Source organism: Vibrio chagasii, from assembly GCF_024347355.1.
Classification (GTDB): Bacteria; Pseudomonadota; Gammaproteobacteria; order Enterobacterales; family Vibrionaceae; genus Vibrio; species Vibrio chagasii.
In genome coordinates, this window is the sequence record NZ_AP025468.1 from 30,948 (window position 1) to 50,379 (window position 19,432).

The 19,432-nt window shown below is 47.5% G+C and carries 14 protein-coding genes; 11 read left to right on the forward strand and 3 right to left on the reverse strand.

Annotated features, from left to right (window positions below; genetic code table 11):
• Positions 1-29 precede the first annotated feature (29 nt).
• Both OCV52_RS25040 and OCV52_RS25045 read right to left on the reverse strand, forming a co-directional pair.
• Positions 30-2,129, reverse strand: a complete 2,100-nt coding sequence (locus OCV52_RS25040) for a protelomerase family protein (protein ID WP_249042797.1) — start codon at positions 2,127-2,129, stop codon at positions 30-32.
• Between the two features lie 3,340 nt (positions 2,130-5,469).
• The gene (locus OCV52_RS25045; RefSeq protein WP_261900915.1) at positions 5,470-5,607 is read right to left on the reverse strand and encodes a hypothetical protein; all 138 of its coding nucleotides are present in this window, start codon (positions 5,605-5,607) and stop codon (positions 5,470-5,472) included.
• Positions 5,608-7,037: 1,430 nt separating this feature from the next.
• Between OCV52_RS25045 and OCV52_RS25050 the strand changes: the two genes are divergently transcribed.
• Positions 7,038-7,310, forward strand: coding sequence for a hypothetical protein (locus tag OCV52_RS25050; RefSeq protein ID WP_261900916.1), 273 nt, complete (start codon positions 7,038-7,040; stop codon positions 7,308-7,310).
• A 2,319-nt stretch (positions 7,311-9,629) separates the two neighbouring features.
• Here OCV52_RS25050 and OCV52_RS25055 read toward each other — a convergent pair.
• On the reverse strand, positions 9,630-10,028 hold the full coding sequence (locus OCV52_RS25055) for a hypothetical protein (protein WP_261900904.1): 399 nt from the start codon (positions 10,026-10,028) through the stop codon (positions 9,630-9,632).
• 1,614 nt (positions 10,029-11,642) lie between these two features.
• On the opposite strand from OCV52_RS25055, the gene OCV52_RS25060 reads away from it, so the two are divergent.
• The 10 genes from OCV52_RS25060 (at position 11,643) to OCV52_RS25095 (ending at position 19,420) form a co-directional block, all read left to right on the forward strand.
• Positions 11,643-11,963, forward strand: a complete 321-nt coding sequence (locus tag OCV52_RS25060; protein ID WP_261900905.1) for a hypothetical protein — start codon at positions 11,643-11,645, stop codon at positions 11,961-11,963.
• 3,440 nt (positions 11,964-15,403) lie between these two features.
• A complete protein-coding gene (locus OCV52_RS25705; protein ID WP_390903413.1) occupies positions 15,404-15,547 on the forward strand; it encodes a lysozyme family protein in 144 nt (47 codons plus the stop codon).
• Positions 15,548-15,555: 8 nt separating this feature from the next.
• Positions 15,556-15,633, forward strand: coding sequence for a hypothetical protein (locus OCV52_RS25710; protein ID WP_390903414.1), 78 nt, complete (start codon positions 15,556-15,558; stop codon positions 15,631-15,633).
• Complete coding sequence (locus tag OCV52_RS25065) at positions 15,623-16,039, forward strand: hypothetical protein (protein WP_140381118.1); 417 nt, start codon at positions 15,623-15,625, stop codon at positions 16,037-16,039. Before OCV52_RS25710 ends, OCV52_RS25065 begins: the two co-directional genes overlap by 11 nt.
• Complete coding sequence (gene lysC / locus OCV52_RS25070; RefSeq protein ID WP_140347661.1) at positions 16,023-16,220, forward strand: Rz1-like lysis system protein LysC; 198 nt, start codon at positions 16,023-16,025, stop codon at positions 16,218-16,220. The genes OCV52_RS25065 and lysC overlap by 17 nt, the downstream gene beginning before the upstream one ends.
• A 343-nt stretch (positions 16,221-16,563) precedes the next feature.
• Positions 16,564-16,728, forward strand: a complete 165-nt coding sequence (locus tag OCV52_RS25075; RefSeq protein ID WP_261900906.1) for a hypothetical protein — start codon at positions 16,564-16,566, stop codon at positions 16,726-16,728.
• On the forward strand, positions 16,715-16,921 hold the full coding sequence (locus OCV52_RS25080) for a DUF7940 domain-containing protein (protein ID WP_150897815.1): 207 nt from the start codon (positions 16,715-16,717) through the stop codon (positions 16,919-16,921). Before OCV52_RS25075 ends, OCV52_RS25080 begins: the two co-directional genes overlap by 14 nt.
• A 130-nt stretch (positions 16,922-17,051) precedes the next feature.
• Positions 17,052-17,651, forward strand: coding sequence for a helix-turn-helix domain-containing protein (locus OCV52_RS25085; protein WP_150897816.1), 600 nt, complete (start codon positions 17,052-17,054; stop codon positions 17,649-17,651).
• Positions 17,611-18,495 (forward strand): phage terminase large subunit family protein, encoded by an 885-nt coding sequence (locus OCV52_RS25090; RefSeq protein WP_261900907.1) that lies wholly within the window; start codon positions 17,611-17,613, stop codon positions 18,493-18,495. Before OCV52_RS25085 ends, OCV52_RS25090 begins: the two co-directional genes overlap by 41 nt.
• Positions 18,458-19,420: a phage terminase large subunit family protein gene (locus OCV52_RS25095; protein WP_261900908.1), complete on the forward strand. Its 963-nt coding sequence runs from the start codon at positions 18,458-18,460 to the stop codon at positions 19,418-19,420. The genes OCV52_RS25090 and OCV52_RS25095 overlap by 38 nt, the downstream gene beginning before the upstream one ends.
• Positions 19,421-19,432 lie beyond the last annotated feature (12 nt).

Sequence of the window (19,432 nt, forward strand, 5' to 3'; positions counted from 1 at the left end):
AATCTGAGTCCGTGGACACATTTAGACACTTACTGCCAATATTTGGCAAATCGCTTGTTGTAATCAACGAGCAGTGCATTTACATACTCAGTCTTTTTACCTGGTCCCATGTGTTCAAGAACAACAGTACCTCGGTGTTTAATCTGAGCAATCCACCAGCCATCTTTTTTAATTGTGTTGACCATTGGTTTCTTTGGCAGGCTGGAACAGAATTCATACTCTGCCCAAGCAGCATGCATCGCCAGCATTGGATTGTCAGCACTAACAGTGAAGTCAAAGTCCATTCCGCGATAATTCATATCAACTAGCCAATAGCCATTGTCTAAACGCTTAGGAGGCGAGAATTTTGGTTTGTCTTCTGACTTAACTTCTTTTGTCTCGGTTGGTTCTTCGTGGACCTCTGCTTCGGCTTCTTTTGTCGGCTTTGTTTCTTCCTTGGTTGGTTTCGGTTTAGCTCGTTCTTCAACCTGTTTGGCTTTACCTTCCAATATGGCATCAAGTGACCAGTCGACTTTTAGTGCATCGCTGACAACTTCTAGGTACTGTTTCACCATGGCATAGTTTCTGGTACCACCCTTATCATCTTTCCTTAGATCTACAGGTTTAAAGGTACGCCATGGGTCATCCTCAATCATTTGGATAACTGCATCATGTAGGCTCAGTCGAGTAGAACGGGCGCTAATCCACTCATTGTCGCGCATCGCTTTCATTGCGTCTAAACGTCGCTTCTCGGAGTTGACCTCCATCGGTTCCCACTTGGCACCAGCATTTTGAATTTTAAACTGCATATAGTGCTTTTGAGCTTTGCTGTCATGGTGACCTAGCAGCTCCTGGAAGAACATGTTCTCGTCCTTTTTAGCCCAACGTTTATCTTCCTTAAAGAAAAGTTCGAATACAGTCTTGGCATAGAGGGCACGAGTGTCTTTAAACACCCACTCGCTCATGCGTCTTTCAGGTGTGATCGGGAATTGCTCTAAGAGGTCTCTGACGAAAGTATTTAGTGGGCCTGCTGTCCTGTTATTGATCAGTTCATTTTTTTTGTAGTGCCTCTCAGCAGTCAAGTTCTCCAGCTTCGCAATGTTTGAAAAGCTTCTTAGTCGCTTGAGTGCTTCAATAACGATGTCAGCATCCACTAGGCAGTAAATTTCCATTTCATCGCCCGTAATACCCTCTCTTTTCTTAGCTTGCCCGATGAACTTGAGGCGATGTTTGTCTATTTTCTCAAACTCACCTTGTGCTAACACCTCGATAGCGCGACGACCTGTAGCAAGAGCAACAGCAGTAGCCAATGCTTCCCAACGATGTGAGGCTGATTTACCCAGCAGCAGCTCTAAGACCTGCATCATGCGAGGGTAGTCCACTTGAATGGTGCCTTCTTTTTTCTCAATAAGGCTCGCGTGACTCTCTGCGCTTTTATTATCGGTAGAGAACGCATCTTTACGGAGGTGACGCATTACTTCATGGTCAATCTTTAGTTGGTCCAATGCAGGGTAAAATTCGCGAGTTTCCTCAAGAATGGAATGAAGTTTTTCTAATGCCGCCGCCCGTTCACCAGTTTTAAGAGTTTTCAGTGCCAAAATTTCTCTTTCCCATGATGGGAAGTTTTCAGCAATGTGATTAATGACAGAGGCATAGTTTTTGAGATCAGGACTTACAGCTTTCAACTCTTTTTCAAAACGGGTAACTTGTCTGATTTTTTCGCGTAATTTATTCCATCGTTCGCGAGTCTCTTTCACCAGGTACCCGTCAATTTCATTAACCATATAGGCACAATGAGGGTACTTTTTACGCAGTGAGTTTATAGACTTATCAAAGCTGTGGTGTTTCGCTCCGGTCGCGGTAATAGCGTTGCGAACTTTAGTTAGTGCTTTAGCGGCGCTATCAAGAGATACAGCGTTTGGACCTTTCTGCTTCCTCTTACCATAAAGAGCTGTGATAACCTTTTTCGCTGCTCGCGTTATAGCCATAGTCTTTGCACTTTGAGTCTTATCACTGGCCTCAATCTCACCAACTTCATCAAGAAGATTAATGATGATCTCATCTACATCAGTCTTCCCCCTACGCTTTTCAATGACGTTATTGTCAATATAACCCTTGGAGCTAATCACTATTTCACTATTACCCATCATCCCGACCTCATCAACTAGAAAGTTACTTAATAATAAATGTTACTCAAAACATAGTCAATAGTTACAATAAAATAAATATCATATAAACGTTACTTTTTGATAAATGGTATGTGATATAGTTATTGTGATGTAACGTTACAAATCACTAATTATTTACGTAAATAATTGGTGATTTGAGCAGCTGAAGAAGGCTATAACACAGCAAATCTATATGCTACGAGGAAGCAGAAAAGTCCCAAACGCTGTATCTCTTGGTTACATAGCGCGACAAAGCACTAACTAAAAGTTCGCAACGCCATTAACGCGACTGGCAGCGCACCACCACGCTCTGACAAGTCTATAAGCTCTACTGCGTAGAAATCAACCTCATTGTGCCTATATGGTTAACTGCAAGACAGGTACCTGGTGAAGCGACTCGTACCTTGGGTTAATTACGAGAAAAATCGAAAAGTACCCGTTTTGAAAAAGATTCGAAACCTGCAAGACCTGATCTCAAGAGCTGTGCCTCTATCATTAATCACATTGCTGAAAACTTCACATCAATGGGAAAGAGAATCACGGCACTGAGACTCTTAAAACTGGTGAACAGGCGCGGCAATAGAAAAACTTCATTCCCATTCTTGGGGCTCGCGGGTCCACCCGGCATTGGACAGCTAAAGAGTGACCATGTAGTAATGCGTCACCCGTAAAGATGCGTTCTCTACCGATAATAAAAGCGCAGAGAATCACGCCAGGTATTGGAAAAAGAGGCACCATTCAAGTGGACTACCATCGCATGAGGCAGGTCTCAGAGCTGCAACTGGGCAATCGGCCTCCATCGTTGGGAGCAGTGGCTACTGCTGTTGTCTTGCTGCAGGTCGTCGCGCTATCAAGGTGTTAGCACAAGGGTGAGTTCGAGAAATAGACGGAGCATCGCCGCAAGTTCATCAGGCAAGCAAAAGAGAAAGAGGGGTACGGGCGATGAAATGGAAATTTACTGCCTAGTGGATGCTGACATCGTTATGTGGAGCACCAGCGGCTAAGCGGCTTTAGAAACATTGCGAGAGCTGGCACTTGACTGCTGGGAGGCACTGCAAAAAAATGAGCTGATCAACTAACTGGGACGGCGAGCGCCATTTAAATATATCGTCAGAGACCTCTTAGAGCATTCCCGGTCACACCTGAAAGACGCATGAGCGAGAGGGTGTTTACAGCTTCCCTCGTGCCCATCCTGAGACTGTCAGTCGAGCACTGTGTTTAAGGAAGGTAAACGTTGGGCTAAAAAGACGAGAATGTTCTTCCAGGAGCTGCTAGGTCACCATGACGGCAAGCCAAAAGCGTGCAGTTTAAAATTCAAATGCTGGTGAATTTTTGAAAGTGAGGTCAACTCCGAGGAGCGACGTTTAGGCACAGTGAACATTCGCGACTAAGTGGATTAGCGCCTTTTTTTAAATATCGGCTGAGCCAACCCCTGTTTGTTACTTTAATGTGTTGAGAGACCCATGACATTTTTTTTTTTTTTTTTTTTTTTGCGATCGGTGATGATGGGGTGAGCGCCGAAACTGTGCCGTGATAGTGGCCAATTTGTCGGCTATTCAATAAACGGCTGGTCACTGATGCCATGTTGGAAATTAGAGAAAAACAACAGACGAAGGAGCCACCCAGTAAACAACCCAGAGAGAAAAACAAAACAGGCAAAAAAAAAAAAATCATAGCCCCAGCCCCCCCCAACCAAAAGAAAAGAGTTAAGTCGGAGACAGGCAATTCTCGCCTCCTACTTGTTTAGACTGGCTGGTAGACACATTTTAACAAGATATCGCGGGATCGACCCAGCCCCCAACCATACGCCGACAATACAAATGACGATACAATTTTTATTTTTTTTTATATTCTCCCGGCTAACCAGATAAAACAATGAGTCAGCACAATTTAAAAGAAAGATGAGAAAGCAGTGGTTATAGATATTTAGGGTGCTGTTATTTAGCCTGGCCAGGCCAAGGAACCCCCTTGGTAATCACCCCACATAGTTGATTACAACGAAGCAGTGTTGTTTTAAACCCAGTGAAATCCCAAAATATGATCACGGACCGGGTAAAACCGCGAGATGAGCGATATTGCCCGTGTGTCTCGTCAATTCATCTGACTTTGTTTTTATGGTCATATCTCCTCTTTTTCATTCCACATGTCGCTAATTGAGTTGGCTATAATTGAAGCCATGGCGTCATTGCAGGCGGCCATGCATTATCAGACACAGCGGGATCGGTCGGCACAGTCATCTGAAGATATTTAGTTCTTGTATATGTTTATGTACCCATCTGTCGTGCTAGGCATATCGTTGCAGTGATTCTTTGTTGGGCTGTGTACACTTCTAGCCATTATCTTTCGATTGTATTAAATTCTGTATAGTGACTGGCGCTACTCTACGGTTCTTTGTATGTACTTGTATCGCGTGGCACCATTGCAGGCTGATAACAGCTCATCTTGCCGCTGTTATAATCAGCACAACCCTGCGTTCGGCGACATAGCCCAGGCCATTAACAATGGCATTCAATAACTACCACATGTTTCAGACTAAAGTCACTCTCCCATGATCATTATGATCGTTTGTCTCGTTAGGATTATTATTCATATCGATGATTTCTGTAGATAGTCAAGGCTTTCAGCTCATGCTTCGTGTCAGTTTCGTTATTGTCCATTTTATTACCGCTGAGTAATCAGTAGGCAAGGCACTCCCTCATGACATTCTCTAGCCCTAGCTGTTCAGTTGCTGTTTCTAAATATGAACATTTCACTTCATATATTACAAGTGTTACGTTGAAGGCGATCATCGTGCTACTGTGTTCGACGATTCGTCACATTTCGTTGCGATGTGACCAACAAACTCACTAATATACTGGTCGATCTTAACGTCAGTAGACGGACCAACTTCTTGCGGTTAATTCTGCGCTCATTGACAGCTGAAGGCCCGCGGAGGTGACTGTTTAGATAAAATTTCGGCACCGAGGTATTCTGGCTACAGCCACTCGGTTGCTTTCCCTGTATCATGACCTCTTTCATCTAAACTATTTACATAACTGCTACAGTGCATTCGTACTCCTGTTCTTATTATCTATCAAATTGAGCCAGTTGCAATATCTGTGCCTAAATCTTCGCATAGTTGAGGTGTTTGCGTTCGTGGACGCTGAACAAACGTAAATTCGGCGCAGACCAGCTCATCAATTTCAGTTCCTGAATGCGTAGCAGCTCAGGCGGACTGGCTTCTAAACTCCGTCTAGCCAGGAAATCATAGGCATTGGCATTCAGCGCAGCTACGCGGGTAATTCCCAGCCATGTCTAACGGTTTAGTTACTATAGTTCTACTTCATAGGCTGTTACGTTTGAAGTAGATCCCAGTGCTGACATCTCGGACCGGCGTTGAGGCGTCCATGTCATTACGATATGTCGGGTTCTTCTGCTGTAGCTCAATATCAAGTTCGTCGACAAACCGGTGAGACTTCATGACAAATCTTCTTGGGGCTGCGGCAGAAGCTCGGCTGTCGCGTGAAGTGTTTCGCGGGCCATGGTCATCACAAACGGAGGTGAGCTGGTGGCCTTTCGTCGCGACGTAGCTGAACCCGTCGCTGATGCATTTCGCCAGCTGCCAGGGTGGCATCAACGAACGTCACCGGATAATTGCGGGTGAAGGCGCAAATCAATGCGCCGTCGATAACGGCTTACTTCGAATTTTGCTGCTCACAACTTCAGTGTCTTTGAACTCTTTGTCTTCTTTGTGTGAATTGAGTTACAGGCTCACCTCCTATAAATGGCGTGTAGAGTCGGTTATATTATTCTCATGAATTACAGTACTTCGTTGTAACCAGGCATTATCATTTCAATGGTATAATCAGCTCCGAATCTTAGGCTGTATTGTTTCAGTTCAACTCAGCGTTACTGGCTGAAGTCAGCCAATCTGAAGACCTTTCGGCTGCGCGTTCCAACTGGGGACTGGGTGATCATTGTATCCCGCATCACAAGAGTAAGGCTGACCCTCGTGGGCTAGCTGCAGGTGATCCACAAATCTCATGTAGGCATCAACCGGATAAACCTTTGCTCGGTAGTACACAGAAACGTAATGTTGCTTCATCCATACAAGAACTCATGGTCTGGCTAACGATCTGTGCTAGCAATAATAGAGTTTACAACATAATAATGCATATGAGGCTGCAATTTCAGTGTTGCCCTGATCTAATGTCTTGACTTCAGCAGTATCTTTCATCAGCCATGGATTCTGATAAGATCATGTGTTAGCATGTTTGACAGTGAGCTAGCAGTGATTCACGTGCTGCATTACGGCTTCAGCTTGCAGCTGGGACCAGCTGCAGCCACAGATCTGTTGTGATTTCATTCAATGTGATGGTGTATTGTTGAAGTCGTTTACAACTACGGTTGAACAGGTGCGCTGCTGGCTGTGACCGCGTCGGCGGTCGCGTGTGTTGTTCGAGGCTTCGCGGCGGTGCGTTATTGCTGCGGCAGTTGAAGGCAGCTATTTCGGTGCCATCATGTCGAAATTCGTTGAAACCCAGGCATTACGACCATACGGCGTTGACGGTTGATATCTGTTTGACATAACGAAAGTTTTAGATATTGCGCTCACAGGATGTATCCCAGTGTAGCACCTATTTGACGGCTAACCCTCAGGCCGAAGCGCGATAATGTCGTTAAAGTGGACTACTCAATATACCCCTCAAGTAGGCATAGGCTTACTCTTGGGCGCATGATGAGCGGCCTAAGGCTAGCCCACCGGCACCAGCGTTACTGCCATCACGGCGTTTATCGGTGCGTTATCGACAAGGCAAATGGATTCGCACCTACTAGTAATTACGGCGGAGACGTCAGCAACTGTAATCATGTTGTTAGCTGAATGGCCATTACGCCAGCTGCCATTGTAGCATGCCTGAAGCATTGCTGTCACCAGCTGTGCGTTCAAGCCTAGGTCTGCGGCCGCAACTTTCGGTGCATGTATTTGCTATGACCCTTCTTGCCGTTAATATCAATCAGTTATCTTTGGTCTTTACTCAATTTTTAATTGAGAGAACAATTGTGCATGCTACGGTATCATCACTGGGCGTTTTATTGGATAGCATCACGATCTATCTGCCATTTGCTTTCTTTCGAGGCATGGACCCGAACCATTTCCCCTGGCCAAATCAACCCAAAGCGTAGTAGAAGCCGTGCGATAAATAACTCGCGGCGTTTAACTTTCTGATCGGCTTGCGCTGAGCGTTACTGCTCGCGTTGGCGCGCTCTTCAAGCGTTTTCTTCTTCTTCGCGCTGGTTATCAATTTGGATTAAGACTGCTGGAGTCAGAAGCGTGACTTCGTTCAAGCCGGTCCATTAGGTGAATCGTAACTGTTCAGGCATTTTGATAGAGTGCAGATATGGTGGCAATGCCGCAGTTTGGCATTGACACTGGAGTGAGGAGGGAAGGCGCTGTTCATTTCGGCGTAAGGTCATAGCTGTGGAAATATTCGCTGCCCTACTCTTAGAAAGACATCGGGTCGATGTCGCAAATTCTGGCCCGGCACCTGCGTCGCTAGCATCTGGGTTCGAACCGGAATTCCTATTTAAAACAATGGCGCGTGATGGGATTTGTTTTTTGGTTGTCCATGGTCCGTTGTGGCTACTAAAAATGGAGGCGCCGGTACCTGGAAGTTTCTGTGCTCGCTTGCGCAATAGACCGCTAGGGTAGACCGGCTAGGCTGAGACGTTTGATTTATCACTGCTGCTGGCACATGAGCTGAGCCAGCACTGTATCTGCTGTTCGCAAATTCTTTAGGCTCAGTTATGGACCTCGCTGGAGCTAAAATCGTCTTTAATGACGACGTTTTTTTATGCCTGACAACAGGCGATCTAGGCATAAGTTTACAGAGCAGAAACTCAGGTTTACTCGATCTGGTTTTTGGCGTGCACAATTCTGAAGTGTATGGCAACAGCTTCGCTAATGGAGAGTCGTTCGGCTATCCATTGTAAAGCTATCCAAGCTTACAGTACATGAGATTTCATATTACATCTTCAGCCAACTATTATAAACGCAATTGCAGAAGGCTACTGCCTTCGTGAGAGACCCATCGCCAATATTTATGAACATGACGATCTATGGAGGTCGATGTATACAACCGGCAGGAAGAGAACAAATTGGAAACCATTCCTTTGTCTTGGTTCGCCAACTTACGTAGGATTCCCACAATGAAAGTTTTGCTTGTGACTGGCTCGGGCAAACGATCAGGAAGATTTTCGTCTCTTAAATATTCATTATGCTTACGCTAATCATCTGCTGCTGCTGAGCTGCAGCAGTTATGCTGCCTTTAGTTCTATGTGAAGATTGAAGTTCTTCCTACGTTTTATGCGAAAGCAAACAACATTAAATAAGACTCAATTCTGGCATAAGTAGGCCCAGAGTTGCTAAAGATTAGAAGCAGCTGGGTTAAGAGTGGCTAGGCTTACTAGGTTGCACGGTGTCATTTGTAGAATAATAAATATTGAGCATGTCTAGGCAGTGGCGTGGAAATATGTCTGAAGCTGAAGCCATGGGTGTGTTCGATCTAAACTCTTAATACTGGAAATGGAAGTCATCACCAACAGTAGGTGAAAGTGACTCACTGAAAGGTTACGTGGAGTAATGGAATGTCGGGATACGGCGCAGGATTTGGTCATTGTTATCAGCGATAACGAGACCTACTGAACGAAGAAAGAACGTCGGCGCGTGCATTTGATAATTATTGCCGGTTCTGGTCAAGTGAACTGGTGAACCGGAAAGCGAAACGCTTTACGGCACCTGAATGAAGCAGTCGGTGCTGAAGGTGGAGCGATTGATCAGGTTGAACACACCGCTGATTGGGTCCATGCCTTGGATGGCGCTCTTCCTGAGCCGCTCTGACCCGAGCAAGCGATGAACGGGTTTGTACTTACTGTGACACTTCATCACTGGATTCGGCAAATAAAGAGGATCAGTTAAATCGGCATGCCTATTTCTCGGACTGTGATGTTTGCAGAGATCAATACATTAATGAATCGGAATGATCGACTGAAACATTTGGCGATGCTCTGATTTACAGCGTATACTGTGAGTTTAGTCTACTAGCGACTCGAGAGGTAGATCGACTGTACGAAACTCGGTATTTACCTGCTATTATTGCGATGGCTGCTGTGCTGACTCAGTGTGATAGGGACGTTGCGCGTAAGCTGACAGGGCGAAGGGTAAGGCGCTGTTAGATGGTTCCCAAATATGAGACATATTCGGCTGTGGTGCTGGCGACGGCAGAACCTGCTCGTCTCCTAAAATATCGACGAGAGAAAAAGGGCCTGTCTCGCTAGGGATCAGAGGCATCGATTGTGACAGCTCGAGCAGTCAGTCGCCGCTACCGATCAAACTTACGCGGATTGTGCGACACAAGGCAGAACATATTTCTGATTGACGCTGAGGGTGCGGCTCCCAACCGTGTTGTTACAGGCGTACTGATGGTTACAAAGGCGGGCCGGGCATCAAATCTGCGAGAGTGGAACGGTGCTGCCAGCGCTGTTGGCTTGCCAGCGAAGCAGGCGTGATGCTGGTAAAGGCCTGCTGCCTAGCGCATATTGCAGAACTGGCTGGTAAGCCAGTGCGTGGTCGGCGGCTGGGCTGCCGAATGTTGGTCGATCAGCAGGAGAATTTGGACCGTGACGAACAGAGAAGCCGCGGCTGAAATGGGCGTGCCACTGGCCGGCATTCGGTCTGCGGCCAGAAAGCGAAGGCTGGTGAAGATGGCGACATAACTGACGTGGCAAACAATTAATAGCGATGTGTCTAACAGGCCTCACGCCAGCTGCATTCACAGAGCGATGCGGTGATTGCGTTCTGGAGTTTGTAGCTATTGGCTGGTGCTCACGCATGTGTGGAGGCATTGATTACGACAAGCAGAACGAAGCGGCGGAAATGAGCTACATAATGCCAGGAGACCAAATATGAGAGTTTTTCAAGTGTGCTCAGCAATGGACTATACCGAGAGTCAGGTCGGCAAGCGTCTGGAGTAGTACTTTGCTGCTGAACATTTGAGCAAGAAGCCAATATTTATTTGCATTGTTGGATTCTTAATCTAACCTCTGGTACGGACTGAAGCCAAATTGCGCAGTGATGCTATTGGTGCATCGGCACGTGTTGGATGAAAACGTAACTCGCCGGCAGGTATGGTGCCATTCTGCCTCTCTGGATGACACCTCCAGCTGATATATAACTGAGTGATGAGTTTCCGGCGTGAGTGGTTTTGCTGGTGATGCAGTGGCTGCAAGAAAGAGTGTAGATGAAATCTTGGCACATGGTCACTATCGCCAAAGGCAGGCGTTAGATAAAACGGCAGTCTAGAACCATTGTACGGCCATGACAGTGGTGGACCTTGAATCGTACTTTCTGGCTTGGAAACACTGTTTGAAGCAGATCGCTCGTATTGTTTGGTTGAGTTTGGCGATGTTGTGAAATGTCCGTGAACTGATGTTGCGGTGTTATTCAACCAGTTCAACCAGACCAGTCATGTTGACTGAGCTATAAACGTACAACTGGTGAAATAGCACCGAGCAGTTCGTTGGATCGGTTGCCGGGAGGTTAAAGCAGCGTCGTCGCATATCATTCTTCGACAGTTCTCAGATGACTTACACAGCACCAGGGTGGGTAGTTTATTGCACTCAGCGTCAATCGCGGCGGTACAATCGATGTAGCGATCAGCCGCGTGGAATGAAGCTGTAGCCAGGCGAGAGCCGATAGTCGACGAAGGCAGGGCTGAGACGTCTTTAATATCTGAGCGGTTGAGCGTGAGTTAATGCCATGTTTCAAGTTAGCTGGTCGACAACATATAGGCGTGAGCTGAGGTGCAGTCGTCAATGCAAAAACTGGCACGGATGCGGCCCCTTGTTACATGCATAGCTTAATCTGTGCGTGTTAGCTTATAGGCCTGTGCCTATTCTCGTACGGTGGGTAGGCAACAGAAGGCTTTAACTTATGAGTGTGAAGTTGACGGCAAATAGGCGATGTCGAGAAGTAAGGCACGGCAGTCGAGAAAGTGGCGGCTGGATGACCGTTTGCAACGATTTGTTTACCGAGACTTGATTAAAGACAGTAGTGAAACAGCTGCGGCGTCTGAATTCTGGGAGTACGGGCTACAGCCTCACCTGACGTCATCACTTCTGGGATAGGCAACTGGCATGTGGCGATTATTTAACGTTAGTGATCGGCTAGTGTTTGGCTTCAGCTGCTGTCGGTGATAGTAAACCGTTTGGTGCGGGCTTTGGCGACTGTGTCGACTTATTTAAATGTTAGTTTGAAGTTCGATCTGTTTGAAAGATTGGCGAAAGAAAGAACTGATGAGGCCATTGGTATTAAGGCTTGCGTTCTTGAGCTAGATCTTTGGCCCTGCGGTGTACAACGCCAATTCGGAGCGGTGGCTCGGAAACAAATTGTTGGTGCGCGTGATAACCACTGATGCTGATTCGGAGTACGTTAACAGTAGGGAGGCTGCGTAATGGAGTGTGAACAAGGGCCCCTCACTGCTGGCCGCACTCGGCTCTGGTGTGCTGACGCCAATAATACGTTGCTTTACGTCGGAATTCGGAAGACAAGCCGCTAATCAAAGAGTGGCGTCAGATGGCATCGTTGCTTGGCGCTGGAAAGTAGCAGCAGTGCTCGAACATATGGGAGTCATTGGCCTCGGCAAATGGAAGATCAGAAGGCGATTCAGGATCGACCACACTGGCAGTAAGGTTCGGCCGTCTGGTGGGCGAACTTGTGCGGCGGTTGAGAGACAACAGCGGCCATGGCCTGGAGATAACGCTGGTCATTCCAAGCAATAAGATAAAGCTGTGCGGTCTTAGCACCAGTTGGATGAGATGGTGCCAAGCTGGAAGAGCAACGTTGGTGACATTGAATATTATGGTGAGTGAATGAATAACGGAACTTTTTGTGGCAACGGACACTGAAACAGTAACGTCGCTTGCTGATGGATTCCAGCCCACGTAAATGTAGTCAGAGAACACTTAAGATGACAATCAGTCGGAAGATCTTGATCATGATGATCTTATTTCTGTGTAATGATATTTCTGTGGTTCATTCTTCAAAATGGTGAAGATTCACGTCACAAAAAACGCTGGATATTCTTGCTATGATCTTGAAAAGGCAGGCGTAAATTCGCGTTGATATCGTGTTCGATGAACTACGTGATGTCGAATGCGCGACAGTGAGCCCGCACCGCTCGTCGGTTGAATCTGATCGGCATTTAACCTGGCTGTTCGTGCTAGAGACTCAGCGGCATCGAAAATTACTGAGCATGAGGCTGGCAGGTAATCAGAGCGATGATGGGCCCAGGGAACATCATGAATCGCTGTTCGACGGCAGGCACAAAAATTTTTTAAGCGAATGCTGTTCGTGGCGGAAGAATATGCCGGTTTGTGAGTCGTGGTTTTGCTGTGCGCGGCTATCGCCGAGGTTTGTGGTTTGATTTGCAACAAGGTGACGCGGGCTGCCATTCGGCAAGGCTGATTTGAAGTAAAGAAACTGGGTGAGCAGTTATATTCATTACGATTCGGTTTGCGTGGTGAACAAATTATTTAGATCTGCCGGGTATTGAGCGGCGCCTTGAACTGGCTCATGCATGGCTTGGTTGGGCGGACTGGGTGGTTTGCGGCCGCTGTTTGACCGGCCTGAATATAATGGTTATTTGTTGATGTACGTGTTAGCTGCGCTGTTTATCTTTGTTGGAGAAAGCGGAGTGGCGAATGTACTTGGCCGAAACGTGAAGTCGATACTGGTGGTGACGTCTGGATTGGAGGGACAGAGAAAGGTGCGCTGGTTATGATCGAGGCGTGAGGCTCGCCAATTTACTGCCGAGCGTGACCGGAGAGGCTATGGTTTGAGGTGGTGGGCTGGATAAGTGGAGGCAACACTGTTTTAACTGTTCCCGACCGTTGATGAGGCTAACTGTTATTTATGCATTGTGGTAAACTGCTGGTAGACTTGTTTTTGATGTGTGATGTCGATTTGGTGCCAGGCAGCCCAGTAATCTTTAATCGATCGTGTTAACAGATATATGTATTGGCTGCCGGATCAAAGGAAGTACAGGGAGACAGGCTGATTATTACAGGCAAAGAAGGCGCGACGCAGTGATGGATTTGTAGGCTATTATCGAGCGTGACCCGGCGCCGTAGCTGCGTGGCGTCGCTTGTCTGTATAACACTCGGACGCTAAAATGTTGTCATGTATAAATCATCGCGCGAAGCTGGTTTGGGCTCAGTAGCTCGGCGATGTCGCAGGTGCTGGTTCTCTGGCTTATTGTGCGAAGGCGTGAACCATTACTGGCAGTGGTTGTTGTATTAAGAAGGTCGTGATCACTGAAGTATTTCGCAAAAGCAGGACTGGCTTTCCGTCTTTGTAATACGCCAGTGATAGTCTGACCAAATACGCGCCGAGGAGCCAGTCCATGACAAAGACAGGCAATGCGCGAGTCTGGTGCTTCGTGGCCTGGCCATATGGAAGGTCGTTCTTGTTTGAAAACAGACTATGCATATATCGCAATATAGGCACAGCCCAAGCGAAAGAGCGACGTCGCCTGTACCACGGCACCGAGTGTTGTTCCTAAGCGCTTAAGCACTTTTACATTGTTGATTGAGAAAATGAATTTAGGCACAATATGCTTCGGTACAGGGTGAATTCATTATGCTCAGTTTGCAGATATACTTCGCTTAATAATGGACGAGCATGGCAGTGAAGAACTAAACTTCGGCGATTTCGTCCCCGAACACGGCAGCGGTACGGACCGTTTGACGTGGGCTGCAGTGCGTGAGACGGCCGTGTTGATCATGCGCCAGGTGGGCCCCACTTGGCTCTGCTGAGCGGTATTGTTCACGCAGTGGCTATATGACTGGCGTTGGGAGGCCTGACGCCGTGCGCAATTCGTTCTTTGGTAATCGTGCGGCTGGCAATGCAGACTGCCTGCCTGGCACCTGCCGATGTGGCGTCGACCTGTTGACGGATCCACCGGGATAGAAAGAGCGCTGGGATTCAATCAGTGGCGAGGCGTGCTGGCGAGCAGATGGTGTAGCGGAATTTGGCGGTCTCCGGTGATACTGTGACACAAGCTGTATGCATCGCGTTTAACGTTCTGGACCATATGGGTTGTGGGCAGCCTAATGGTTTATGGCGAAGAAGAAAGAGCTCGACCCTTGCCTTCGTTCTACCGCCACCGGGCGTCGCTGTGATGTCGTCATGACTAGTACGCGAAGTGTGCGGGCAAGAGGATTGTTCGGCCTCACCGATCGAACCCCGTTTCAAAGTGGCGTGATTCATTAGGCATTTCGTGAAATCGGCCAGGCTTGCGAGCGCCAGATCTTCGTTCGCACTGGTACAGTGCCGGCCGAATGAGCAGCTTCTAATCGTGACAATATGAAACTGCTGGGCGTCGCTATTACCGGTGCCTGAACAGTAGCACGATATAGCTAATGCTGATTAAATCGATCGGCTTTGCGAGCGGGCTGGTATGAAACCTGCGCCGTCTCGGCGTCTGTGACGATGCCAGCCGCTGCCGATGTTTCAGACGTTCGCCATTGCCGGGCGAAGCATCCAGCCGGCAGGTGCTGGGCTGATGCGCGAGCGATCGGAAAGGGCTGATGTGGTGCTGATACGCTGTGAATTTCCGGTTCAGCTGCGTGTATTGTGACGAGATGGAGAAGGCGCTTCGACGGTGACTGGCCAGTAGCAAAAAACAGCAAGGCGTGAGGCTCTGTGCTAGAGAAACGGCATGGCGGCCGCTCTGAGTTGTCGCCATGTGCCAGAGTGAAAGGCCGCGGACGAGCTGAGTGACTGTCACTTGGTAGCGAGATGTAGTGACAATAACACCATTTAACCTCTTCATTCTTCACTTGAGTTTCATTTATAGAACACCGCAATGTAAAGGCAAGAGTAGCCAGCGGCAGGCCTCTTGAGGCACTTCTCGATGAGGACGACAGATAATGAAGGCTAAAAACAAAATTTGTCTGTTCTGTCATATATCATCGCTCGTTACTGGCAGAGTGGTTCAAAAGTGATTTGATAGTTTCACCAAAAGCGCTTGAGATCATAGGCAATGCAGAGGGATGTCAGTTGAATCTTATGTTTGCCCTTCTGGCTTGTCACTAATGGCGTGGGAATACTCATGGCGTGGATGATAAGCCGGTGACTGAATCCAAGTCGCTTCGAGGTTGGGTCCAGAAACATTAAATCAGCAGAAGAATGTCTCGTTGCTTCAATGGGTGATGCTCCGATGAGCCAAGGGCAAATTGATGCTTTCACATCATTCATATTCAACACAGGCTGCACGCGATTCAGGCATAACCCGGACGGCAGCGAGACACGCATTTATAAGCACATCCGCAGGGTGACTATCCCAAAGCCTGCAATGAGCTGAAGTTTTGGGTGTATGGGGCTGGGAAGAAGTTGCCCGGCTTGGTGAAACGGAGACAGAAAGAAACGGAGCTATGTTTTGCTAACTAAGATGAACGGCATTTTTATCGTGGCGCTTGGATTGGTGATTGGCTTCTTCTCTTTGCGTGTCGATTACCTGGAGCAACAGATTGAGTCAAAAGACTCAACTATTGCAACCAAACAGGCCGAACTCGCAACTGTTAAGCTATCCATTGCAACTGTGACGCAGGTAAACACTGAATTAAACGCGACCATTGGCACGCTCACTCAGCATTTAGAGGATGAGCGAAAGGCAGTGAGTTACATGGAAAACTACACTGCGACCGTGGACGCAAGCGTGAATAAAGCGGTTGGTGAACTAAAAGGACTACTACGAGATGAAGAAGATGATTGTGGCACTAAGCGTTTGCCTCAGCCTGTCATTGACCGGATGTGGCAGCACTACCGACCTGAAGGTGGTGACGCAGACTCGTGACGTTGTAGTGCTTCCACCAGCTGCTTACCTTACACCTTGTGAGATTCCATTCGATAGCCCTCCCCTTACAAGGGATGAAGCTGTTGAACGTGACCTGATTTGGAAAGGTGCACTAGAGAAGTGTGGGCAGAAGCCCGACAAGATCAAACAGTGGTACCAAGACAAGCAGGCAGATAAATAGCGGTAAGTAGCGCGAGCACTTTCCATTACTAAATCCATTGCTTTCATTAAAGCCAGCGTTTGCTGGCTTTATTTCTAAGCGGCCTTATGAGGTTGTTTAGGAATAACTGAAATGAGCATTAACCCGGATGAGGACAGACCATGTAGCGGCTAACTCCCAAGTGGGCGGGTAACGATAACTGAACGGGCAGACGATGCGTTCGTTACGGAAACCAATCTCATGACAGCTACTGGCTAGACAATCCACTGGCCATTAGCAAACCCGAACCAACGAACGGAATAGTCGATAGATATGTAGGTGGTGCGCTGGATTGTGCATGTTCAATCGACGTAATGAGGTAGCTATGTTTGAAGCAATTCTGAATACACAAGGCGCGGCACTGGAGAAGCTAATGAGTAACCAGCCAACCGCTAACCCAACAAAGATGGATTTAGCCAAGCAACGTCTTGAAGAAGCTATCTGCTTAGCTATCCAGGCATCAAAGGAAGTGACCGATGAAGTTAATTGATAACTGGAAAGAGTCAGGAAAGCTGTGGACTATCCAGTGGTCGCTAGCCGTTGTGGCTATGAACCTGCTGGCTTCTCTGCTTCCTTTGGTTCAGGTGCATGTGAGTGTGCCAGTGTATGCAGGGCTGAACGCTACTGCAGCTGCGTTGACGATCATCTTTCGTGTTCTGTCTCAGACACCGAAGCCCGAGTGATTGCGACCGTGGTCGCAATGGGTCCTTCCGGCGTATCTGGAACCCCACGGGGGCGTGACCTCGCAGAAAAGCTCTCGTTAAAAATTTTTTTTTATTTTGGAGGTTTCCGGTTTCCGGTCAAAAACCATGAATGAGCAACCTATTCAATCCAGACAAGAAGTTTACGCAGTCGGATGTAGCAAAGCTCCTTGGCATTTCAGATAGACAGGTCCGAAACCTTATACAACAAGGGGTTCTGCCTGCTGCTATAGGTAGAAATGGCATGGACCCGCTAGCGTGTAACCACGCGTACAACTCGTATTTAAGACAAGCAAAAGCCGGAAATCAAAAACCGGAAACGGACGATGATGAAGAGGAATCGTTCGAGAAAATAGAGCGAGAGCTCAAGCTTGAGGATAAGCGAGAGACGATTGCGATGAAGAAAGCCAAGCGAGTCCTTTTCGAGAAGAGCTACGCACCCATTGAAGTTATTGTCGAAACATTAGAGCAAGTCACAGCTAGGGTAGGTACCCGACTTGACACTCTCCTCCCGAAACTCAAAAACGCATGGCCTGACATGCCACCCGAAGCGGTGGAAATTCTAGAGGCTGTGATCGCTGCTGTATTAAATGAGTGTGCCGATGTTCAACCAAACCTCACCGATTACATGGACGGCGATCCAGAGAGCTGTCCAACGTGGCTTGATGGGGATGAAGAGAACAATCGCAATCAAGGGAGCCGAGTGGGCTAACAAGCATTTTCGATTGGCGGCAGGTTCATCTCAGGAAGAGGGTTTTTGGGAAACCCTGCCATTGCAGGTTGTGCCACTTAACATGATGTGCAACCGGGCAATCGCAGAGCTGACGATGCAAAAGTCAGCGCGTGTTGGATGGTCAAAGTTGGTGATTGCTGCAAACACTTGCTTGCATGCTCAGTTTAAAACCAACTCAGTGATTTACGTACCAACCGAGAGCGATGCGAAAAACATATCGGTTACAGAGATTGATGCAGCTTGGCAAGAAATGCCAATCATGCAGAGGATCTTTCCTGCTCTTTTTGCAAAAGATCACCGCAACACTGTTTCGTATAAGCAGGGTATTGGTTGGTCACTTCATATTCTCGGCACATCAACTCCGCGAAACATGCGTGCACTTACCAAAGGCGCCTTGTTTGGGGATGAAATAGACGGCTGGGATTGGGAGGTCGGGAAAGAGGGTAACCCAATAGACCTGGCGCGAATGCGCTTAGAAGGTGCCGCATTTCCCATGGCTCGTTGGGGAACGACACCAACGAATGCTGGCGAGTCTCACGTAGAGAGACTGATGGCCAAGATGGAATTGACCTTTCGATTCTATTTACCTTGTCCGCATTGTGGAACTGAGCAGGTTTTACAGTGGGGTAGTAAGGAAGATAAACACGGATTCAAGTGGGATAACACTCAGCCTACTGTAGATAAAAAAGCCAAGTCGGTTTACTACAGCTGTGTTAATTGCGATGACCCGATTTATTACAAACATCTCTACAAGATGGAGGTTGCTGGTCGGTGGAAAGCAGAAGATGGAACTTGGACCAGAGATGGTCATGAGTTTTTTTGATTCCGATGATAATCCGGCGCAGACACCTACCAGTGTTGGTCTTCACATTTGGTCCGGTTACAACACCAAATTGAGTGCAGGCTGGCGCGGTATCGTCCGAGACTTTCTAAATAAGAAAGATGACCCTAGCCAATTAAAGACGTTTGTTAACCTGACTCTCGGTGAACTTTGGGAGGGGGAAAACGGCGACAAGCTTGATTGGGAACACCTAAAGGCACGCCGGGAAATTTGGTGGGCTGGCGAGCGTAAAAAGAATCCAGTACCAGATAGAGCCGTCGCGTTAACCGGCGGTATTGATACCCAAGATGACCGCATTGAAATGTACGTTTGGGCATGGGGTTCTGGCGAAGAGTGTTGGTTGGTCGATCACATAGTTCTGCTCGGTGATCTTTCCGGTCAGGTTTTGAAAGATGCTGTAGGTAAAGCACTTTATCGAACCTATACCAAGCGAAATGGCGAAGTGATGGACATTAAGCTTTGGTGTTGGGATGCCATGGGCCACAAGACCGATGATGTTTATGAAATGAGTCGTAAGCATGGCGTTATGTGGGTGATACCGATTCAGGGTGAAAACCAATATGGCAAGCCGATCCAAAACTTCCCACGAAAGAAGAACAACAAAAAAGTTTATCTGACCAGATTAGGTACCGACGGTATCAAGCAGAGGCTATATAGCCGTTTATGTCTCACGCCAAAAGGTGATGAGCCAGTACCTGGTTGTATTCATTTTCCATTGGATGACGATATCGCTGGAGATGAGTTTTTCAAGCAACTTTGCTCAGCCAATAAAAAAAACTCGAACACGACAAATCAGGTCGCCAGGTTTGGCGGTGGGTTAAGCAATACCATCCATACGACGAAGCATTGGATGGTTGGAACTACGCTTACGCCGCACTCAATATTCTCATTCATAAATTTGGCTTAGAGCTAAATGAAC

Bases quoted from the DNA above. Each gene is read 5' to 3' on its own strand.
- OCV52_RS25040 (WP_249042797.1), bottom strand. From the start codon at position 2,129: ATGATGGGTAATAGTGAAATAGTGATTAGCTCCAAGGGTTATATTGAC.
- OCV52_RS25045 (WP_261900915.1), bottom strand. From the start codon at position 5,607: ATGAAGTCTCACCGGTTTGTCGACGAACTTGATATTGAGCTACAGCAG.
- OCV52_RS25050 (WP_261900916.1), top strand. From the start codon at position 7,038: ATGCCTGAAGCATTGCTGTCACCAGCTGTGCGTTCAAGCCTAGGTCTG.
- OCV52_RS25055 (WP_261900904.1), bottom strand. From the start codon at position 10,028: ATGCCTCCACACATGCGTGAGCACCAGCCAATAGCTACAAACTCCAGA.
- OCV52_RS25705 (WP_390903413.1), top strand. From the start codon at position 15,404: ATGAGCCAAGGGCAAATTGATGCTTTCACATCATTCATATTCAACACA.
- OCV52_RS25075 (WP_261900906.1), top strand. From the start codon at position 16,564: ATGTTTGAAGCAATTCTGAATACACAAGGCGCGGCACTGGAGAAGCTA.
- OCV52_RS25080 (WP_150897815.1), top strand. From the start codon at position 16,715: ATGAAGTTAATTGATAACTGGAAAGAGTCAGGAAAGCTGTGGACTATC.
- OCV52_RS25085 (WP_150897816.1), top strand. From the start codon at position 17,052: ATGAGCAACCTATTCAATCCAGACAAGAAGTTTACGCAGTCGGATGTA.
- OCV52_RS25090 (WP_261900907.1), top strand. From the start codon at position 17,611: ATGAAGAGAACAATCGCAATCAAGGGAGCCGAGTGGGCTAACAAGCAT.
- OCV52_RS25095 (WP_261900908.1), top strand. From the start codon at position 18,458: ATGGAACTTGGACCAGAGATGGTCATGAGTTTTTTTGATTCCGATGAT.